Raw genomic sequence first — 19,423 nt, 5'->3', positions numbered from 1 at the left:
CGACCCTCCAATCTCGCGCCGCGAAAGCCGCTGTTCCAGAGATCCTCCCGTTGAACGGTCATTCGATCGATGATCCGTCGGCTCGACACCACCTCGCCGTGCCACGCTGCCGCCCGTTCCGCCTCACCGAGTAGTGCAGTGGCCAACCCGAGACCCGCCAAGTCCTCGACGACCTGCAGTCTCATGCCCTTCGCACGGAAGATCTCGAGGCTGGACGACAAACATTCGACCCCCGATCGAAGTCACCAGCAGCGAGGGCCAGCAGTCCCTCGACATGCGTGATGAAGGCGTCGGACACGCATACAGCGCCTTGGCACGCTCCGCTGTCTCTGCCGCGCTCGGGCGCGCCAGCGCGCGCTCGATCCAGCGCCGTCCCTCGCTGAGTCGACCGCGAGAAAGCCAGAACGGATACAACGCGGTGGCCATCCGCAGGCCGGCGGCGGCATCCTCCTCGTGCCCGGCGATGCTGAACGTCAGTGCGTCGCGCAGGTTCGGCTGTTCGCGTTCCAGGCGGGCGATCCATTCCACCTGGTGGGGGGCTGATCCACTCGTCCGCAGCCCTCGACACGAGCCGCTCGTACAAGTCCCGGTGCCTCCGCACGAACGCCAGATACTCGCCGGACTCACGTAGTTTCTCCTGTCCGTAGTCGCGGATGGTCTCCAACAGCCGGTACCTCACGGCAGTCCCCGGTTCGTCTCGGATCAGAATCGACTTGTCGACCAGGGAGGCCACGCCGTCCAACAGATCCTCCTCGACGGAGCCCTCGGAGCAGATGCCCTCGGCTGCATCCATCTCGAAGCTGCCTGCGAACACCGTCAATCGGCGCCACAGCTTCTGGTCCCGCTCGGAGCACAGGTCGTGACTCCAGTCGACGCACGCACGCAGCGACTGCTGCCGAGTCGGCGCCGAACGGCTGCCCCGGTTCAACAACCGAGAGCGGTCGGTCAGCCGGTCCAGGATCTGAGCTGCGGACATCGCCCGCATCCGCGCCGCCGCGAGTTCGATCGGCAACGGCAGACCGTCCAGTTGGCGGCAGATCCCGACAACGTCGCGCTGGTTATCCGCAGTCAGTTCGAACTCCGGAACGGCGGCCGAGGCGCGCTCGACGAACAACGTGACCGCCTCGTACTGGGGAAGCCCGTCCAACGATGGTGTGTGCTGCGGATCCGGGACCGTCAACGGCGGAACCCGCAGGATCGCCTCCCCGCCGATGTTCAGGGGCTCCCGACTCGTCGCCAGAATCCGAAGCTGGAAACAACTCCGCAACAGCACATCGCACAGCGCCGCGACCGCCTCCACGAGGTGCTCGCAGTTGTCCATCACCAACAGCAGCCGACGCGAGGCGAGATACTCCACCAGCATGTCCAACGGTGGACGTGCGGCACGGACCCGCAACCCGACGGCAATCGCCACCGCGTCCTTCAACGACTCCGGGTCGTGGACGTCGGCGAGCTCGACCAGTTGGACCCCGTCGCCGAAGGCCCTTCGAGAATCCTCCGCTACGCGTAGTGCGAGCCGGGTCTTGCCGACACCGCCGATCCCGGTCAGCGTCACCAGACGCGCAGTCGAGAGCAGTCGCCGCGCCTCGGTCAACTCCCGACGACGTCCGACGAAACTGGTCAACGCCACGGGCAGGTTCCCGACCGTGCCCGGTACGGCGAGCGTCAGCGAACCGTCACTTCCGTCAGCTGCCCCGACTTCTTCACGGTACGCCGGTGGCGGACCTGATCGAGTGCTTGTCAGATCACCTGATTCGACGAATCCGAGGTGCTCTCACCGCTCACCCGCAGGCGAGAGACGTCAACCCCGCCATGCGGACGATGCCGCACGCATTCTCCTGCGACAGCTTCCAGACTCCATCTTCCGCAACGAAGTTCATCATGCTGTCCGGGCCGGGCTGACCGTCGAAGCTCATGGCCACCGTTGCGGCCACCAGGCCGCCCCCGAGATCTGTCACGTCGACGACCTCGACACCGACCTTGTTGACCTTCGCGGCCGCGACCACCTCGTCGATCAGTTGCGGATCGGCCTGAGCACCCTGGACGAGCGCGTTCTTCTCGGCCGCCGGGATGCCGGCCTCGAACGCCCGGGCAAGGTTGGCGTTCAGTTCCGCCGGCGTGGGCGCCGCGAGCGGCGACTGTACCGACGTTTCCGGGGTCGTCGTGATCGGGACGGGCGGCTCCGGGTCCGCCTCATCTGAGCACGACGAGAGCAGGAGGGCCGCGGTACACATCGTTCCGACTACCGCCGCCCGCCCGACCCTCTTCGCTTCGCGCCGCGTCGAGTTCATGCCGTTCCCCCTCGTTCGTCCGTACATCCGATCGGCGCACGGTATCCCGGCAGAAGCGCCGGATACGGCAATCCGGGCGGGCGGCCGGCGAACTCTCACAATCCCCTCACGAACCGCGCACGAACCACAGTCACCGGTCCGGGGTTCCCACCGCCCCGCTTCGCGGCGCACCATCGAAGACATGACCGCTCCGGCGCTTCACCTGAAGTCGGCGCGGGGCCGGTGGGTCGTGACGGCCACCGTCCTCGGATCCTCGCTCGCGATGCTCGACGGCACCGTCGTCAACGTCGCCCTTCCCCGCATCGCCGAGGACCTCGGGGCCGAGGTCGCGGGCGTGCAGTGGACACTCAGCGGCTACACCCTCACGCTCGCGTCGCTGATCCTGCTCGGCGGTGCGCTCGGCGACCGATGGGGGCGCCGTCGCGTATTCGTCTGGGGAACGGTGTGGTTCGCCGTCGCATCCGGGTTGTGCGCGCTGGCTCCGGACGTCACGACGCTCGTCGCGGCCCGACTTCTGCAGGGGGTCGGGGCGGCGCTGCTGACGCCGGGCAGTCTCGCGATCATCTCGGCGTCGTTCGAGGACGACGACCAGGGCGCCGCGATCGGACTGTGGTCCGGGCTCGGCGGAGTCGCGGCGGCCGTCGGACCGCTGCTGGGCGGCTGGCTGGTCGAGGTCGCGGGCTGGCGGTCGGTGTTCCTCATCAACCTGCCGCTCGCGGTCGCGGTCGTGTGGGTCTCGGCGCGGCACGTTCCGGAGACCCGGGACCCCCACCCGCCCGAGCGACTCGACTTTGCCGGATCGATTCTGGCGGCGCTCGCGCTCGGTGCCCTCACGTACGGCCTGATCGAGAAAACGATCTGGATGAGCGTCGCCGGCATCGCGCTGTTCGTGGCGTTCGTACTGGTCGAGCGCCGTGCCCGGTATCCCCTCGTGCCGGGTTCGCTGTTCGCGTCACGGGTGTTCGTGGCCGCCAACCTGGTGACCTTCGCGGTGTACGCCGCGCTCGGGGGCGTGTTCTTCCTGCTGTTGCTGCAGCTGCAGATCGTGTCCGGGTATTCGCCCCTCGCGGCGGGTGTCGCGTCGCTTCCGATCACGATCCTGATGCTGCTCCTGTCGTCGCGGGCCGGTCGGTGGGCGCAGGTCCACGGGCCGCGGATCCCCATGACCGTGGGTCCGCTACTGGGCGCCGCCGGGTTGCTGCTGATGTTGCGGATAGGCCCGGGCGCGTCCTATCCGACGCAGGTGCTGCCCGCAGTCCTGGTGTTCGGCCTGGGCCTGTCCGCACTCGTCGCGCCGCTCACCGCGGCCGTGCTCGGCTCGGTGTCGTCGGATCAGGCCGGTATCGCGTCCGGCGTGAACAACGCCGTGGCCCGCACCAGTCAGCTGCTCGCGGTCGCTGCCCTGCCCGGCCTCGCCGGTATCGGCACCGCGGCCCTCACCGATCCCGACGCATTCGGGTCGGGCTTCCGAACAGCGATGCTGATCTGCGCGGCCCTCCTGCTGATCGGTGCCGCGATCTCGGCGGCGATGATCCCCCGCCGCACCGCGGCCGAGGAACCGGCGGCGGCGGAGACGGAGACGGGCGAGTCCGTCGCGTGCCAACCGCACTGCGACGTCACCGCGCCCGCCGTCCAGCCGCCGTCCGATTGACCTCCGATCAGCCCTCGACGGCCGGCCACACCGCAGCGGTGCTCCACGGATACGCGGCCTCGAGCTGCGAGGCCACCCGGATCAGCAGGTCCTCGCGCCCGTGGGCGGCCACCAACTGTGCGCCGAGCGGCAACCCCGTCGAATCCTTGCCCAGCGGAAGCGAAATCGCCGGCTGTCCACCACTGTTGAACGGCGACGTCAAGGCACCGTACTTGCCGGCGTGCTGCCACATGGCCTCGAGATTCATCGCGTCGAGGAGTCCCAACTCCGGCGTGGGAGCGCCGAGTGTCGGGGTCAGCAACAAGTCGTACTCGGTGAAGTACCGGCCGATCTCGCGGGCCGTCGACTCGAGGGCCGTGTAGGCGGCGGCCAGGTCGGTGACCGATGCCGACTTGCACCGCTCGTACTGCACGCGGGCCATCGTCTCGAGATCGTCGTCGTGCAGTTCCCGGCCGAGTTCGGCCAGACGCCGGTCGATCTCCACCGCCATCGGAGCGGCCATCAGATACTGCATCGCCGCCCCCAGCGCCTCCGGATGGAACACGGGAGCCGCGGTCTCGACGTGATGGCCAAGCTTCTCGAGGAGAACGCCGACCTCCGTTGCGACAGAAACGCAATCCGAGTGAGCAGGCTCGCCGCCCGGCATGGTGGTGGTGATGCCGATGCGGAGCGTGCCGGGATCGACGCCCACTTCCTCGACGTACGGCCGCACCGGCGGCGCGATGCCGAACGGCGCGCCCACCGCGGGGCCCGACGTGAGGTCGAGCAGCAGTGCGGTGTCCCGAACACTCTTGGTGACAGCGTGTTCCACCGACAGCGGCCCGGACAGCGGAGCACTCGACGGCATCCGGCCCCGGGACGGCTTGAGCCCGACGAGTCCGTTGGCGGACGCCGGAATTCGGATCGACCCGCCGCCGTCGCTGGCGTGCGCGCCGGGCACGATTCCCGCCGCGACCGCCGCTGCCGCGCCACCCGACGAGCCACCCACGCCGTGGGTGAGCCGGCGCGGGTTACGCGTCGGACCGAACAGCACGGGCTCCGTGCTCGCGTTCTGACCGAACTCGGGTGTGTTGGTCTTGCCGATGACCACCAGGCCCGCCCGCCGGTACCGGGAGACCAGTTCGGTGTCCCGGTGTGCCACCCGACCGGCGAACAGGCGGGATCCGTTACTGGTGGGCATGCCGGCGACATCGGCGTGAAGATCCTTGATCAGGAACGGGATTCCGCGCAGCGGAGCGTCGGCCGGGACCGCCTCCGCCTCGGCGAGCGCCTCCTCGACACGGTGGGCGATCACCGCGTTGATCGCGGGATTGCGTTCCTCGAGGCGGCGCAGCGCGAACTGGACAACCTCCCGGGCCGACGCGTCACCGCGCCGGATCGAGGCCGCGAGTCCGGTCATGTCCTGATCGTCGAACAAGCTCTCCATCGACATCTCTGCTCTCACGACGGCGCGTTGTGCGCACTTGTCGCCGTCCGGGTGCCGGTTTTCCGGCGACAAGTGCGCAATCCGCGGATGATGTATGTGTCAGACGTTGTGGCAGGCCACGTAGTGGCCGTCGTTCACCTCGCGTAGCAGTGGTTCCTCTGCCGCGCAGCGGTCGGTGGCCAGCGGGCAGCGGGTGCGGAATCGGCAGCCGGACGGCGGATCGAGGGGCGAGGGTAGGTCGCCCTCGATCTGTGGGGTGGTGTCGGCGTCGCCGCGGTGCACGTCCGGGTCCGGGATCGATGCCAGCAACAGCTTCGAGTACGGGTGCAGTGCCTGCCGTTCCATGTCGCGGCTCGGGGTGATCTCGCACACCTTGCCCAGGTACATCACCATCACGCGGTCGCTGATGTTCTTGACCACCGCCATGTTGTGGGCGATGAAGATCATCGTGAGCTCGAACTCGGTCTTCGTCTTCTCGAGCAGGTTGAGGATCTGCGCCTGGACGGAGACGTCGAGACTGGAGACGGGCTCGTCGCAGATGAGGACCTTCGGCTCGAGCATCATCGCGCGGGCGATGCACACACGCTGGCACTGGCCGCCCGACAGCTCACCCGGGAGCCGTTCCCAGACCATGTCCGGGTCCAACCCGACGGCCTGGAGGAGTTCACGCCCCATATTGTCGAGGCGTTCCTTGTTCCGCTGACCCCACATGCGCGGCCCCTCGGTGACGAGATGCTTGACCTTGCGGCGCGGGTTCAGCGACGAGATCGGGTCCTGCATGATCATCTGCATCTGTGCCCGGATCTTGCGCAGCGCGGACGGACCGAGCGTCGTGAGCTCGATGCCGTCGATCTCCACGCTGCCCGACTTGGGCGCAGGCAGTTGCAGGACGGCGCGGCCGGCAGTGGACTTGCCGCAGCCGGATTCGCCAACGATGCCGAGGGTTTCGCCCGGGAGCAGGTCGAAGCTGATGTTCGAGACGGCGTGCACCGTCTGGCCGCGTCCGGCGGGGAACTCCACGACGAGGTTCTCCACCGCGAGCACGGGCTTGTCGTCCTTGCGCAGGTGCGCAACTCCACTACCGGCCATCAGATGGTCTCCACTTCAAGCTCACGATCTGCTGTGCTCACGACTCGGGGCACTCCGAGGTCCGCGACGCCGTCCAGCGGGAAATGGCAGGCCACTTCGTGTGGATGGCGTGCTCCGACGGTGTCCGGGGCGGCGGTGAGGGTCGGCACGACCTCCCGGCACTTGGGCTGCGTGTACTTGCAGCGGGACGCGAACGAGCAACCCGTCGGTGGCTTCGTCATGTCCGGCAGGCCACCGTCGATGGATTCGAGTCGGGTGTGGGGTTCCTGCTCGAGCCGGGGCACCGCGGCGAGCAGCGCCTCGGTGTACGGGTGGCGCGGGCCGGCGAACAGTTGCCGGGTCGGTGCGGTCTCGACGATCCGGCCCGCGTACATGACGGCGACCCGATCCGTCTGTCCGGCAACGACTCCGAGATCGTGGCTGACGAGGATGCCCGCCATGCCCATCTCGGTGCGCAGGGAGTCGAGGAGCTCGAGGATCTGCTTCTGGACCGTGACGTCCAGTGCAGTGGTGGGTTCGTCCGCGATCGTCAGTTTCGGATCGCACGCCAGCGCCATCGCGATGACCACGCGCTGACGCATACCGCCGGACAACTCGTGCGGGTACTGGTCGATCCGACGGGTCGGCTCGGGGATCCGGACCTTGCGCAGCAGTTCGATCGCCCGTTCGCGGGCCTGGGCCTTGTCCAGCCCGAGATGCGCCCGCAGCGACTCGGTGATGTGCGTGCCGATCCGCTTGAACGGGTTCAGCGCCGACATCGGGTCCTGGAACACCATGGCGATGTCCTTGCCCCACATCTGCTGCTGTTCCTTACGAGTCAGCGCCTGCATGTCCCGGCCCATGAACTGCACCTTGCCGGTGACAGTGGTGCCGCCTCCGCTGGAGACCAGACCCATGATGGTCTGCCCCAGAACGGATTTACCGGAACCGGATTCGCCGACCAGGCCGAGTGTCTCCCCGGCGTCGAGCTCGAGAGACACTCCTTCCACGGCACGGAGCTGTCCTCGCTTGGTGCGGAACCTGGTGGACACGTCGTCGACCGTCAGGATCGGTTCGTTGCTGCTCACAGTTTCACCTCCCGGGCGCCGCCGGTCTTCTTCTGGGCCTTCTCGCCGACCATGTTGAAAGCGAACACCGTCAGAAACAGGAACAGACCGGGCACCAGCACGATGTACGGATGCTGTTCGAAGACGTTGCCCTGCCCCTCGGAGATCATGTTGCCCCACGTCGGAGAGGGGGGCTGGATGCCGAGTCCGAGGAAGCTCAGCGATGCTTCCGCGACGATCATGACCGAGATCATGACCATGCCGAGCGACAGCAGGGGTAGCGCGACGTTCGGTGCGATCTCCCGGACCATGACCCGCCATCTGGTGGCGCCCATCGCTCGTGCCGCCAAGACGAATTCGCGTTGCGAGAACACCAGGGTGTTGGCTCTCGCTATTCGGACCATGCTCGGAATCGCGAGCACCGCGAGGGCGAACGAGACGTTCCGCAGGTTCGGCTCGAGGACCGAAGCGAGGGCGATCAGCAGGATCAGCGCCGGCACCGCGAGGAGCGAGTTCGTGAACACCCCGATCATCCGGTCGACCTTGCCACCGAAGTAGCCGGCCAGGATGCCGATCGCGCCGCCGACCAGGATGCCGATCGCGACCGCGGCGACCGCGACGATCAGAGACGACCGGGCGCCGTAGATCGAACGGGCGAGCATGTCGAGCCCGAAGTTGTTGGTGCCCAGCGGGTGGGCCGAGAACAGGCTCGGCTCGGCGTAGCTCTTCGCGCTGAGCGTCTTGGTGGTGTCCTCGTGCTCGGCCAGCGGCAGCAGCGGAGCCGCGATCGCGGCCACGATCAGCACTGTCAACCAGGCACACGACAGGACGAAGGTGAGGTCGAAGTCGGATCCGAACCGCGCGAGCCCGAGCCGACGCACGCCCATGTACAGCGCGATGAGCCCGATCACGAAGATCGCGACCCGCGCGCCCATCATCAGCATCGGCGCCAGACCCACACCCGCCGCGATCACGCCCACGACGGTGAGGATCGTCCCGATCCGGTAGAGGTTGCGGCGCTCGGCGAGATCCGACGCGTTCGCCAGCTCTTCCGCGTTCGCATCGTCGAGCACCCGGCCGGTGACGGCCGGCATTTCGATGTCGTCGGTCTTGATCTCAGACATGGACTCGTCGGCTCCTTGGGTCGAGGTATCCGTAGGCGATGTCGATGACGCCGTTGGCCACCACGTAGATCACGGCGATCACCAGAACCGCACCCTGCACCATCGGCATGTCACCCTGTTGGGCCGCGCGCACGATCAGCGAACCCATGCCCGGCAACGAGAACAGCGTCTCGACGATCACGGTGCTACCGATCATCGACCCGAGCACGATGCCGAGCATCGTGATGAGGGAGAACGACGACGGCCGCAGGGCGTCGCTGAACAGCAGCCGCGCATTCGACATGCCCTTCGCCTTCGCGACGAGGATGAAGTTCTCCTTCAACGTCATCACCAGGTCGCTGCGCAGGATTCGGATGAACATCGCCATCTCGAGCAGACTGATCGTGATCGCCGGCAGGATCGCATGGTAGAGGTTCTCGCCGAGCCCCTCGGACACCCGCACCCACTGCGAACGCGGGAACCAGCCGAGGTAGTTGACCATCACCATGATCAGCAGCAGACCCGACAGGAAGCTCGGGATCGACAGCACACCGAACGTGCATGCGCTGATCGCGCGGTCGATCCACCCGCCCTGATGGCGGGCCGAGTACATCGCCAGCGGCACCGCCACGACGATCGCGATGAACAGTCCCATCACGGCGAGCTGGATACTGACCGGCAAAGCGGCACCGATGCTCTCGGTCACCGGTCCCTGCGGTGGCACCATCGAGTTCCCGAGGTCGCCCTGCAGTGCGCCGGACAGCCAGTCCCAGTATCGAGTCAGGAAGGGGTCGTTCAGCCCCATGTCCTGCCGCGCCTGCGCGTACTCCTCGGGTGTGCGCCCCTCGCCCAACATCGCAACGGAGGGGTCACCCGGAATGAGTGACACGAGCGCGAACGTTCCGAGACTGACGATGAAGAGCACGACGATCAACTCGACGATCTTATTGATCACTGTTCTCGCCATCTTCGCACCGCCTCCTTCCTGAAGTACATGAGCATCCTTGCTGTCGGTATGGGCAGATCGACGGCTAGGAAGCCGAATCTGCCGTGAGCCAAGCACTTCCGAAGAGCATGATGCCGTCGGCGCTGGGCGTGATGCCGTGGACGTTCTTGCTCCACGGGATGAAGAACTTCCCGGTGCTGACCGTGACCATCGGGGAGGTCTCGTTCACCAGGGTCTGCATTTCCTCGACGACCCCGAGGCGGGCCTCGTCCGTCGGGGCGGTCTGCAGCTTGCCGAGCAGCGCGTCCATCTCCGGGTTCTTGTAGCCGAGGGCGTTGGAGGGCGATTCGCTGAAGAGGTTGCCGTACAGGCGCACGAACGGTGACTCGTCGAGGACGTTGAACGCCGAATAGGCGATGTCGTAGTCGAACTGCGCGTACGTCCTCTTCACGAGATCGTTGATGCTGGTCGCGTACACGATGTCGACGGTGAATCCGACCGCCTGGAGCATCGACTGGAACGCGAGGGCGCTGCGCTGCGTCTGCGGATCGTTGAGCCCGACGTAGGTGAGTCTGCCGTCGTACCCGTCGGCCTTGGCCTCGGCGAGGTACTTCTTCGCCGCCTCCGGGTCGTAACCGGTGCCGGCGACATCGCCGTGCCACCGCGACCCCGTCTGGAACATGTCGCTACCGGGCAGTCCCTGTCCGGCCTCGACCCGCTGGTTGAAGGTCTCGGGGTTGACCCCGGCCACGATCGCCTTGCGCACCCGCTCGTCCGAGCCTGCGCGGCCCTCACGCTGATTGATGAGTCCGACGCCGCCCATGTTGAAGGTGTAGACGAAACCGGTATCGCCCGCGTCGAGGGCGCTGTGAACCGCTTCTGCACCACGGAGATATGCGACCTGGACGCCGCCCGTGTGCAGGGCGTCGAGCTTGCCCTGCTCACTGACGATCGCCGGGAAGCGCAGCTTGTCCAGGTGCGGCTTGCCGTTCCAGTACGACGGGCTCGCCGCCAGCACCAGTTCGTCCTGGGAGGCGAACTTCTCGACCCGGAACGGGCCGGCGCCGACCGGGGAGAAGGTACCGGTCGCCATCGACGACGGCGCCACGATCATGCCGGGCCCGGTGGTGAACATGATCGGGAACTCGTTCCACGCCTGCTTCAGTGTGAACACCACCGTGGCCGGATCCGGCGACCGGACGTCGGCGACGCTCGCCTTCCACACCTGGCTGTGGGTGCCCTTCTTCTCCAGGTAGTGGTTGATGCTCCACTGCACCGCGGCGGCGTCCACCGGTGTGCCGTCGCTGAACTTCGCGCCCGGCCGCAGCGTCAACGTCCACACCGTGTTGTCGGCGTTCGCGGTCAGCGACTGCGCGAGTTGCGGCTGGTACTCCTTCGTTTCGGCGTCGTAGCGCACCAACAGGTCGTAGATCGCCGCCATCTCGCTACCGCCGGTGGCACCGCCGTCCTGACGGTCCGCCGGGTCGAGACTGCTCACCCCGTTGTAGGTGGCGTACGAGACGGTGCCCCCGGACTGCGGATCGCCACCGTCCGGTTGCTCCCCCACGATCCCGGAGCGCACCTCGGAGGCGTCGGTCGCCGAACCCGACCCGCCGCCGGCGCAACCGGCCAGCAGGGCGGTCGCGGCGGCGAGCGCGGTGACCAGCCGTCCGGCCCGAGTGAGCGAAGAACGCGTCATGCCTGCCTGCTTCCGTCGAAGTCGCTGTGCGACTGGGAAAAGTCCGGGTCGCACGAGTACACGATCCGGTCGGCGACGACCGTCGCCAGCACCGTGATGTCCTTGATCCGTGCCGGGTCGCAGGTCGTCGGATCGTCGTCGAGAACCACGAAGTCCGCGACGAGGCCGGGCGCGATCGCACCCTTCACGGCGGATTCGCCTCCGAGCCGGGCAGCCGACGAGGTGTACCCCGCCAGCGCGGTCGTCGCGTCGATACGTTCCTCGGGACCGAGGACAACTCCACCGCGCGTGGTCCGGTTGACGGCCGTGTCGATCGTGAACAACGGATCGACCGGGGTGACCGGGCTGTCGCAGTGCAGTGCGAACGGCACGTCGGCCGCGCAAATGGACGCGAGCGGGCTGATCCTGCTGCCCCGCTCCGGACCGAGGAAGCGGTCCCTGTGCCGATCGCCCCAGTAGTACACGTGATTGACGAACACCGACGCCGAGACGCCGAGCTCACGCATCCGCAGGATCTGGTCCTTGCGAAGCGTCTGAACGTGCTCGAGTCGATGTTGCAGACCGCCCGGCAGCGACGCGCCTCCCGAAGCGGCCACCGCCTTCTCGATCGCATCGAGGGCAAGGTCGATGGCGCGATCACCGTTGGTGTGGATCGCGACCTGACGCCCCGCCGTGTGGCAGCGGGTCACCATGTCGTCGAGATCGACCGGCGGAATCGCCATCTCACCGCAGTGACACCCGCCGAGATCGTGATAGGGCTCCGACAGTGCGCCCGTGTGCAGCTGGATCGAGCCGTCCGAGATCAGCTTCACGCCCCCGACGGCGAGTCGGTCGTCGTCGGCGACGTCCGCGTCGTCCTCGACCGTGAAACCGTCGAGCATGCCGAATCCCGCATACAACCGGCCGCGGAGCGTGAGCTCACCCGAGGCGAGCAGTCGCCGATACGAGTCACTCATGACGGGCGTGACGAACATGTCGTGGAAGCTCGTGACACCGACGGCCGCCATCCGATCCAGCGCGAGCCGCAGTCCGCGGTCGAGTTCCTCCCCGGTCGGCATCGTCTCCTCCGGTGCGACGACCAGTCGCATCGCAGGGATCTCCCGGAACTCTCCGGTCGGATCGCCCGCGGCGTCACGCACGACGACACCGCCCTCGGGGTCGGGCGTGGCGCGGCCGATTCCTCTGTCCCGGAGCACGAAGGAGTTGACGTACACGCCGTGTCCGGACAGGTGCCGCACCACGATCGGATGGTCGTCGCTCGCGCGGTCGAGGTCCGCGACGGTCAATCCACGGTCCTCCGCGACCAGGCTGTCGTCGAAGCCCGACGCCACGACCGGTCGACCCGGCGCCGTCTCCGCCGCACGCGCCGACAGTGCCCCGAGGAGGGAGTCGATGTCCGGGCAGGCATCCGAGCCGGCATCGACGGTGGCGCTGTTCATGCCCGACATATGCGGGTGCACATGGGTTTCGATGAACCCCGGAACCACCGTGCGGCCCTGCAGATCCACCCTTTCGGTATCGGATCCGGCCAGCGCGAGAATCTCGGTGTCCGAGCCGACCGCCACGAACCGCCCATCCGTGACCGCGAAGGCCGTGACAGAACCCGAGCCGGTCATCGGCCGTACGACCCCAGCGGTGTAGATGCGGTCGACGCCTGTGTGGGCCGTGGTCGTCGATCTACGGTCGAACACTGGACCCCCTGGTGAGATGTGCGTCACATGCGTTTCGAAGAGGCTAGCGCACAATAGAATTCATGTCATCATCCGGGGCCGACATACTCCCGAGTAGCTTTCGCGAAGGCCGTGCGAGTGGGTCCGCACCTGTCAATCGGTCGACAGGTGCGCACCCACGTAGGTCGTGATGCGGTACCGGTCCGCGGGATGCGTATGCTGCCCGACGGCCTCGAGCGTGCCACTCGAATCGACGTGCCGGTGCGTGACAACCAAAGCCGCACTACCGTTCTCCGCGCCCAGCGCACGAGCGATAGGCGGCGCCAAAACCGACGCGGTCACCAGCTGCTCGATGCGCTGCCGCACGAGATTGCCGATGTCGAACCGGCCGGTGAGAATCATCCGGCGGTGAGGAAGGTCCGCTCGGAGATAGAGTTCGCTCCAACAAACCGGCGGCAACAAGGACCCGCGCACGACGCGGGCGCCGACCACGCGGTACCACTGCGATCCCAGCGGGACGCCCAATCGGTCCACCAATTCTCCGTCTGCCACAACTTCATTGGCAACCGGATCCACGATCTTCGTGCGCTGGACGAAGGCGAGCAGACCGACCGCACTGGTGACGAACGCCTGGTGCCCGGTCACGGGGGCAGGTGACTCGACGGTCGTGCCGGCACCCCGGCGGCGACTGATCATCCCCGCGTCCTCGAGATGCCTGAGCGCCTGCCGCACGGTCCCTCGCGCGAGCGACCTGCTCTCGCACAACTCGAGCTCGGTCGGTAGTTTGTCACCGATCCCGAACTCTCCGGACTGGATCCGCGAGATCAGTTCCTGCGCGAGCAGGACGTGCTGCGGGTCCGTCACGGAACGGAGGCTCTCCGACCGCCGCGGGCCGCGGGTAACGCACTCACTACCTGGTACATCGGAAGAAACCTCCCGTCTGACGCCAGCCGCCATCGGTCACGCGGGGACCCGGCCACAACCCGCCGGACACCCTCGTGAAAGGTACGAGAACTTTGTCTATACAAACCTGCGCCTGGCCAATCTAGGACACGCTTCTGAATTCCACAAGGTTTTCGCTGGAATTCATTTCGGTTTGCTCGTTCGCTGCCCCAGGTTCCGTGCGCATGCGTCCACCCATCGACTGCTCGGACCCGCCGAATACCGCTGCAACGCTGCGGAATCATCAGTTCGTTCGATTCCTTGTGGCCGTCCGTTCGGGAGGCTAGAGTCCGATTCTGCAACGACCCCGGTTGCATCGAATTCTGATGCGACCGGCACTCGGCGGCCGGGCACGCAGCCCTGTCGAGTCCCGAGATTCAACTCGATCATGCGGACGCGTCCCTGGCTCGTACCGACGGGCAAGCGTCGACCCCGAAAGCGTGGAGGTTGGTTCATGAGTAAGTATTCGAGAAGGCTCGGCCGCACGCTGGCAGTAGCCGTCGTCAGCGCGGTCGCACTGGCCGGCTGCGCGAGCGCCGAGGGATCCGACGACGCCGGGTCTTCCGGCACGACGACCACCGCTTTCGGCATCCTGGGCGACCAGGGCGACGGCGGCACCCCCGTGGCGGGCGGCACCCTCAGTTACGCCGTCTACGCACCGGTGTCGAGTCTCGATCCGACGGCGACGCAGCCCGCCGGCGCGACGGGCGGTACCGAGATGGCCGCGGTGTACGACGTGCTGATGCGCTACGACACCGGGACACAGACCTTCGAGCCGCAGCTCGCGAAGTCGTTCGAGGAGAGTGCCGATCACCTGACGTGGACGCTGAAGCTCCGCGACAACGTGACGTTCAGTGACGGCACACCGTTGGACGCGAACGCGGTCGTAACGAGCATCAACCGCTACAACCAGCGCCGCGGTGCCAACTCGCAGGTGTACACCCAGATGGTCACCAACACGGAGGCCAAGGATCCGTCGACCGTCGTCTTCACGCTCAACCAGCCGTGGCGGACGTTCCCGGCCATGCTCGCGTACGGGCACGGCATGATCGTCGCGCCGTCCTCGCAGCAGGGTGACAAGTTCACGCCGATCGGCGCCGGCCCCTTCACTGTCGAGAGCCTGCAGCCGCAGCAGGAACTCCAGTTGAAGGCCCGCCCGGACTACTGGGGTGGCGCGCCGAATCTCGACGGCCTGAAGTTCGTCGCCATCGCGGCGGAGCAACCCAAGGTCGATGCCCTGAAGACCAACGGTGTCGACATGATCTATCTCCGCAACGCCGAGACCGTGAACGCGGCCAAGGACCAGTTCCCGGGGTACATCGAGACGGTGAGCATGTCGATGGTCGGCCAGCTCAACGGCGCCGAGGGCCGTCCCGCGGCCGATCCTCGGGTTCGCCAGGCGATCGCCTACGCCGTCGATCCCGAGGTCCTGGATCAGCGTGCGCGCAGCGGCGAGGGCATGCCGGGTACGGACATGTTCCAGCCGTGGTCGGAGTGGCACGGCGACACCGACGGCGTCACCACCGATGCGGCCAAGGCCAAGGAACTGGTGGAGCAGGCCAAGGCCGACGGCTTCGACGGAAAGATCACCTACGTGGGCGTCAACGAGCCCAACGCGCAGCAGATCGCGCTGGCCGTACAGGCCCAGATGAACGCCGTCGGCTTCGACGTCGCACTCGAGACCACCAGCAACATCACCGACATGGTCAAGCGACTCTACGTCGACCGCAACTACGACATGAGCTTCGGCGCCTACAGCATCTCTGACGTCGCACCCGAGATCCGGTTGTTCAGCTCGCTGTCCAGCACATCGACGAACAACATCCTGAGCTACAAGAATCCGCAGATGGACGAGTTGCTCGGCAAGGTGCTCTCGGCTCCCGACCAGCCCACCAAGCTGGCCGCGGTGAACGACATCCAGAACCTCGTGAACACCGACCAGCCGTTCCTCTCCTGGGGCGCCGGAACCAACTTCGTCGGGTGGTCGGAGAACGTGTACCGCGCGAACCCGACCGTCGACGGCATCATCCTGTTCGACAAGGCATTCAAGAAGAACTGATCGGTTCCACGACCTGGCACCGGACACGGCGAAGGCCCCGCCGCTCGAGATCTCGAGCGGCGGGGCCTTCGCCGTGTGCGCCGGTTCAGACGGCCGCGACCGGCGCCGGTCGCCCACCGCGCACCAGCCGTCCCGGCAGCGCACCGGTGTGCTTGCCGTTCTCGACCACCACCTCGCCGGCGACGACCGTCGCGACGTAACCACTGGCGGTCTGCATCAGACGACGCCCACCCGTCGGCAGGTCGTAGAGCACCTCCGGATGGTCGGCCTGCAGCCGGTCGAAGTCGATGACGTTGAGGTCGGCACGGTAGCCCGGCCGGACCTGTCCGCGGTCGAGCAGGCCGACGACGGCGGCGGTGTCGGCGGTATGCCTCTTGACCAGCCACTCGACGGGAAAGAGACCACCCTGCTTACGATCTCGTCCCCAGTGCGTGAGCAGCGTCGTCGGAAAACTCGCGTCGCAGATCGCGCCGCAGTGTGCGCCGCCGTCGCCGAGCGCGGGCACGGTGTCCGGGCGGGCGATCATCTCCCGCACCGCGTCGAGATTGCCGGCCGCGTAGTTGAGCATCGGGAAGTAGAGCAGCCCCCTGCCGCCTTGCGCCGTCATCGCGTCGTACGCCACTTCGGCGGGCGCGAGGCCGGCCCGCTCCGCGAGCGCCGCCACCGAGTCACCCGGCCCCGGTTCGTAGTTCGGCGGATCACCGAGCAGATAGACCTGATCGAACCGGGTGGAGAGCCGCTCGACGAACTCACTGTCGGTTACCGGGCGCTCGGCGAGGAGCGCGGCGCGGACCTCCGGACGCCGCAACTGTGCCACCCGCTCCGCACGGGGCAGGTCCGCGAGTGGCGTGTAGCCGGGATGCGCCATGAACGGATGCCAGCTCAGTTCCCAGCCCAACATCACCCCCACGGCCCGCGGAGCGACCTGTCCGGTGATCGGAACATTGTGCTGCGCGGACACTTCTGCCAATCCGTCGAGCAGCGAACGCCACTTGTCCGGGACCCGGTCGCTCTGCACGACCGACACCGACATCGGCCGCTGGGAGGCCTCGACGATCGCCCCGACCAGCTCCATCTCCTCCGGCTCGTCCATGAAATCCGAGATGAAGTCGATGACGCCGCCGCCGGCCTTCGCGAGGCCGAGTGCGAGACCGGTCAGTTCCTCCCGCGACGCGGTCAGGCTGGGTGTCGGCTCACCGTTGGACGTCTTGTGGACCGCGGACCGGGACGTCGACCAGCCCAGCGCGCCGGCCTCGACCGCCTCGGCCACGAGGTCGCGCATCCGCTCCATCTCGGCATCGGTGGGCCGGGCGAGGTGGTCGCCGCCACGACGGCCCATCACGTACGTGCGCAGCGCGCCGTGCGGCAGCTGCGCCGCGAAGTCGATCGCGTGCGGGGTGTCGATCGCGTCGAGGTAGTCGGGAAAGGTCTCCCAGTTCCACGTCATCCCTTCCGCCAGAACGCTTCCGGGAATATCCTCGACGCCCTCCATCAGGCTGATCAGCCAGTCTCGTTGTTCGGGGGCGACGGGCGCGAATCCCACACCGCAGTTGCCCATCACCACCGTGGTCACACCGTGCAGCGACGACGGCGTCAGCAGCGGATCCCAGGTCACCTGGCCGTCGTAGTGTGTGTGGATGTCGACGAAGCCGGGCGTGACGAGCCGGCCGGACGCGTCGATCTCGCGCCGTCCCGGCTCGGTGACCGCACCGACCAGCGTGATGCGGCCGGCGTCGACGGCCACGTCCGCTGTACGGGGCGGCGTCCCCGTCCCGTCCACCACGAGACCTCCCCGGATCACCAGATCATGCATGCTCTTCACCTCCGATCGAATCCTGCTCGGTGTCATCGGTTTCGAGCAGCCGGGCGGCGACGGCCGCGATCCTGTCCGCCGCGTCGCGTGCAGTGGCCGAGACCGCGGTGAACTGGAGGAATCCGTGTGGGAGGGATGGGTAGTCCAGCAGATCCACGGTGACACCGGAGGCCGCGAGGCGTTCGGCGTACTCGACTCCCTCGCCGAGCAGCGGATCGTGGCCTCCGACGACGACCACGGTGGAGACGACGGCCGAGAGATCGGCGGCGCGGATCGGGGCGAGCAGCGCCGACGTCCGCTCGGCGGCATCCGGGCAGTAGTGGTCGAGGAACCACTCCATCTCCCGGGCACCGAGGAACACTCCCGAACTGGTCTGGTACGACTCACGCGTGAGATCGGAATCCACGACCGGATAGACGAGCACCTGTCCGACGAGGTCGATACCACCGTCGACGGCGACGAGGTTGGCGCACACCGCGGCCAGGTTGCCGCCGGCGCTGTCACCGGTGACGACGATCCGCGGGTCGAGGCCCTCGGCGGCACCGGCCACCCAGCGCAGCGCGGTCATCGCGTCGTCGATCGCGGCCGGGAACGGGTGCTCGGGTGCGAGGCGATAGTCCACGCTGACGACCGCGGCACCCGTCGCCTCCGCCATCAGCCGGCAGAAGGCGTCGGCGTAGTCGAGATCCCCGGTGACCCAACCACCGCCGTGGAAGTGGACGACCGTCCCCGCGATCCGCGGTTCCACCGGGCGGTAGAGACGGACCGTGACGTGCTCGTCCACCGTGTGCGTCGTGACCGAGGCGACCTCGGGCCCGGGGGCACACGACCGCAGCGCGCCGCGGACCCGGAGACGTGCGCCGTCCGGGTCCAGCTCCACCATCGGGGTGAACCCGGCACCGGCGACCGCATTCGCGACGGCCTGGAGGGCGGGATCCATTTCAGTTCGGTTGTCCTGCACCACTCTTGTCATGAACTAGAATCTAACTCTAGTCTGTGGCCATGACAACGGTCACACCGGAACCGGCGGCAACTACCGCAGCGGCGGAATCGGCTCAGCGCGGCGGCGCGGGCGGAAAGATCATGTCGACGGTGCGGTCGAGCAGTCGGTGGACCTCGGCGACGTCCTGGCGACCGAGCCCGAACAGGATCAGCTCGTGCGCGAGCACCGCGGTCACGACCGCGGTGACGTCCGCGGCATCCTCGTCCGGCAGATCGAACAGCTGCTCGCGGTACGAGTCGAGCACCTGCGCCGAGAACTCCGCGAACAACGAGCACACGATCGGATCGGTGGACTGGCGCAACACGTTCTGCAGGCGCAGATACGTCGGATACTCCTCGAACCGGTGGACCGAGTGGTGCAGTCGGATCCGGATCCGTTCGGCCGGAGGCAGTTCCGGATCGGGCGCACCACCGTGCGTGATCGGATCGGTCGCCGACCAGTCCCGCAGGACGGCGGCGTACAGGTGTTCCTTGGAGGTGAAGTACCGGTACACGGTCCCGAGGGCGACACCCGACCGTTCTGCGACGTCGCGGATCTGGATGCGCTCGAAGTCGTCGTCCACCAGAAGTTCGCCGGCCGCGTCGACGATCCGTTGACGGCGCTCCCGCTGCCCCTTCGGCAGCGACGCGGGGTCCTGCAGCGACGGCTTGCCCAGCCGGTCCGGCACCCCTGCATCCACGTTCGC

14 protein-coding genes and 1 pseudogene are annotated in these 19,423 nt (G+C 67.4%); 2 read left to right on the top strand and 13 right to left on the bottom strand.

Going from position 1 to position 19,423, the window contains the following annotated elements; all coding sequences use genetic code 11:
* Positions 1–122: 122 nt before the first annotated feature.
* Both AC1RIF_RS26735 and AC1RIF_RS26730 read right to left on the bottom strand, forming a co-directional pair.
* Positions 123–1,630: pseudogene (locus AC1RIF_RS26735) on the bottom strand (ATP-binding protein); the annotation flags it as partial.
* A 151-nt stretch (positions 1,631–1,781) separates the two neighbouring features.
* Entirely contained in the window at positions 1,782–2,291 is a 510-nt protein-coding gene (locus AC1RIF_RS26730) for a WKL family lipoprotein (RefSeq protein WP_492604411.1), read from the bottom strand.
* A 181-nt stretch (positions 2,292–2,472) separates the two neighbouring features.
* Between AC1RIF_RS26730 and AC1RIF_RS26725 the strand changes: the two genes are divergently transcribed.
* On the top strand, positions 2,473–3,942 hold the full coding sequence (locus AC1RIF_RS26725; RefSeq protein WP_492604410.1) for an MFS transporter: 1,470 nt from the start codon (positions 2,473–2,475) through the stop codon (positions 3,940–3,942).
* Positions 3,943–3,949: 7 nt separating this feature from the next.
* Here the strand turns inward: AC1RIF_RS26725 and AC1RIF_RS26720 are convergent, their stop codons facing one another.
* The 8 genes from AC1RIF_RS26720 to AC1RIF_RS26685 form a co-directional block, all read right to left on the bottom strand.
* Entirely contained in the window at positions 3,950–5,386 is a 1,437-nt protein-coding gene (locus AC1RIF_RS26720; protein WP_492604409.1) for an amidase, read from the bottom strand.
* A gap of 81 nt (positions 5,387–5,467) precedes the next feature.
* Positions 5,468–6,457 carry an ABC transporter ATP-binding protein gene (locus tag AC1RIF_RS26715; RefSeq protein WP_492604408.1) on the bottom strand — a complete coding sequence of 330 codons (990 nt, stop codon included), beginning with the start codon at positions 6,455–6,457 and terminating at the stop codon, positions 5,468–5,470.
* Positions 6,457–7,524, bottom strand: coding sequence for an ABC transporter ATP-binding protein (locus AC1RIF_RS26710; protein WP_492604407.1), 1,068 nt, complete (start codon positions 7,522–7,524; stop codon positions 6,457–6,459). Before AC1RIF_RS26710 ends, AC1RIF_RS26715 begins: the two co-directional genes overlap by 1 nt.
* A complete protein-coding gene (locus tag AC1RIF_RS26705) occupies positions 7,521–8,627 on the bottom strand; it encodes an ABC transporter permease (protein ID WP_492604406.1) in 1,107 nt (368 codons plus the stop codon). The genes AC1RIF_RS26710 and AC1RIF_RS26705 overlap by 4 nt, the downstream gene beginning before the upstream one ends.
* The gene (locus AC1RIF_RS26700) at positions 8,620–9,573 is read right to left on the bottom strand and encodes an ABC transporter permease (protein WP_492604405.1); all 954 of its coding nucleotides are present in this window, start codon (positions 9,571–9,573) and stop codon (positions 8,620–8,622) included. Before AC1RIF_RS26700 ends, AC1RIF_RS26705 begins: the two co-directional genes overlap by 8 nt.
* Before the next feature lie 64 nt (positions 9,574–9,637).
* On the bottom strand, positions 9,638–11,251 hold the full coding sequence (locus tag AC1RIF_RS26695; RefSeq protein WP_492604404.1) for an ABC transporter substrate-binding protein: 1,614 nt from the start codon (positions 11,249–11,251) through the stop codon (positions 9,638–9,640).
* A complete protein-coding gene (locus AC1RIF_RS26690) occupies positions 11,248–12,816 on the bottom strand; it encodes an amidohydrolase (RefSeq protein ID WP_492604403.1) in 1,569 nt (522 codons plus the stop codon). The genes AC1RIF_RS26695 and AC1RIF_RS26690 overlap by 4 nt, the downstream gene beginning before the upstream one ends.
* Before the next feature lie 258 nt (positions 12,817–13,074).
* Positions 13,075–13,785, bottom strand: a complete 711-nt coding sequence (locus tag AC1RIF_RS26685) for a GntR family transcriptional regulator (protein WP_492604402.1) — start codon at positions 13,783–13,785, stop codon at positions 13,075–13,077.
* A gap of 532 nt (positions 13,786–14,317) precedes the next feature.
* Here AC1RIF_RS26685 and AC1RIF_RS26680 point away from each other — a divergent pair.
* Entirely contained in the window at positions 14,318–15,922 is a 1,605-nt protein-coding gene (locus AC1RIF_RS26680; RefSeq protein WP_492604401.1) for an ABC transporter substrate-binding protein, read from the top strand.
* Positions 15,923–16,007: 85 nt separating this feature from the next.
* Here the strand turns inward: AC1RIF_RS26680 and AC1RIF_RS26675 are convergent, their stop codons facing one another.
* The 3 genes from AC1RIF_RS26675 to AC1RIF_RS26665 all read right to left on the bottom strand — a co-directional run bounded on the left by AC1RIF_RS26675 (position 16,008) and on the right by AC1RIF_RS26665 (position 19,417).
* On the bottom strand, positions 16,008–17,735 hold the full coding sequence (locus AC1RIF_RS26675; protein WP_492604400.1) for an N-acyl-D-amino-acid deacylase family protein: 1,728 nt from the start codon (positions 17,733–17,735) through the stop codon (positions 16,008–16,010).
* Positions 17,728–18,708, bottom strand: a complete 981-nt coding sequence (locus AC1RIF_RS26670; protein WP_492604399.1) for an alpha/beta hydrolase — start codon at positions 18,706–18,708, stop codon at positions 17,728–17,730. The genes AC1RIF_RS26675 and AC1RIF_RS26670 overlap by 8 nt, the downstream gene beginning before the upstream one ends.
* 82 nt (positions 18,709–18,790) lie before the next feature.
* On the bottom strand, positions 18,791–19,417 hold the full coding sequence (locus AC1RIF_RS26665) for a TetR/AcrR family transcriptional regulator (protein WP_492604398.1): 627 nt from the start codon (positions 19,415–19,417) through the stop codon (positions 18,791–18,793).
* Positions 19,418–19,423: the final 6 nt, after the last annotated feature.

Source organism: Prescottella sp. GW823-FHT02E09 (assembly GCF_058797375.1).
The sequence above is the reverse complement of the archived record's forward strand: the minus strand, read 5'-3'. Positions and strand labels throughout refer to the sequence as shown.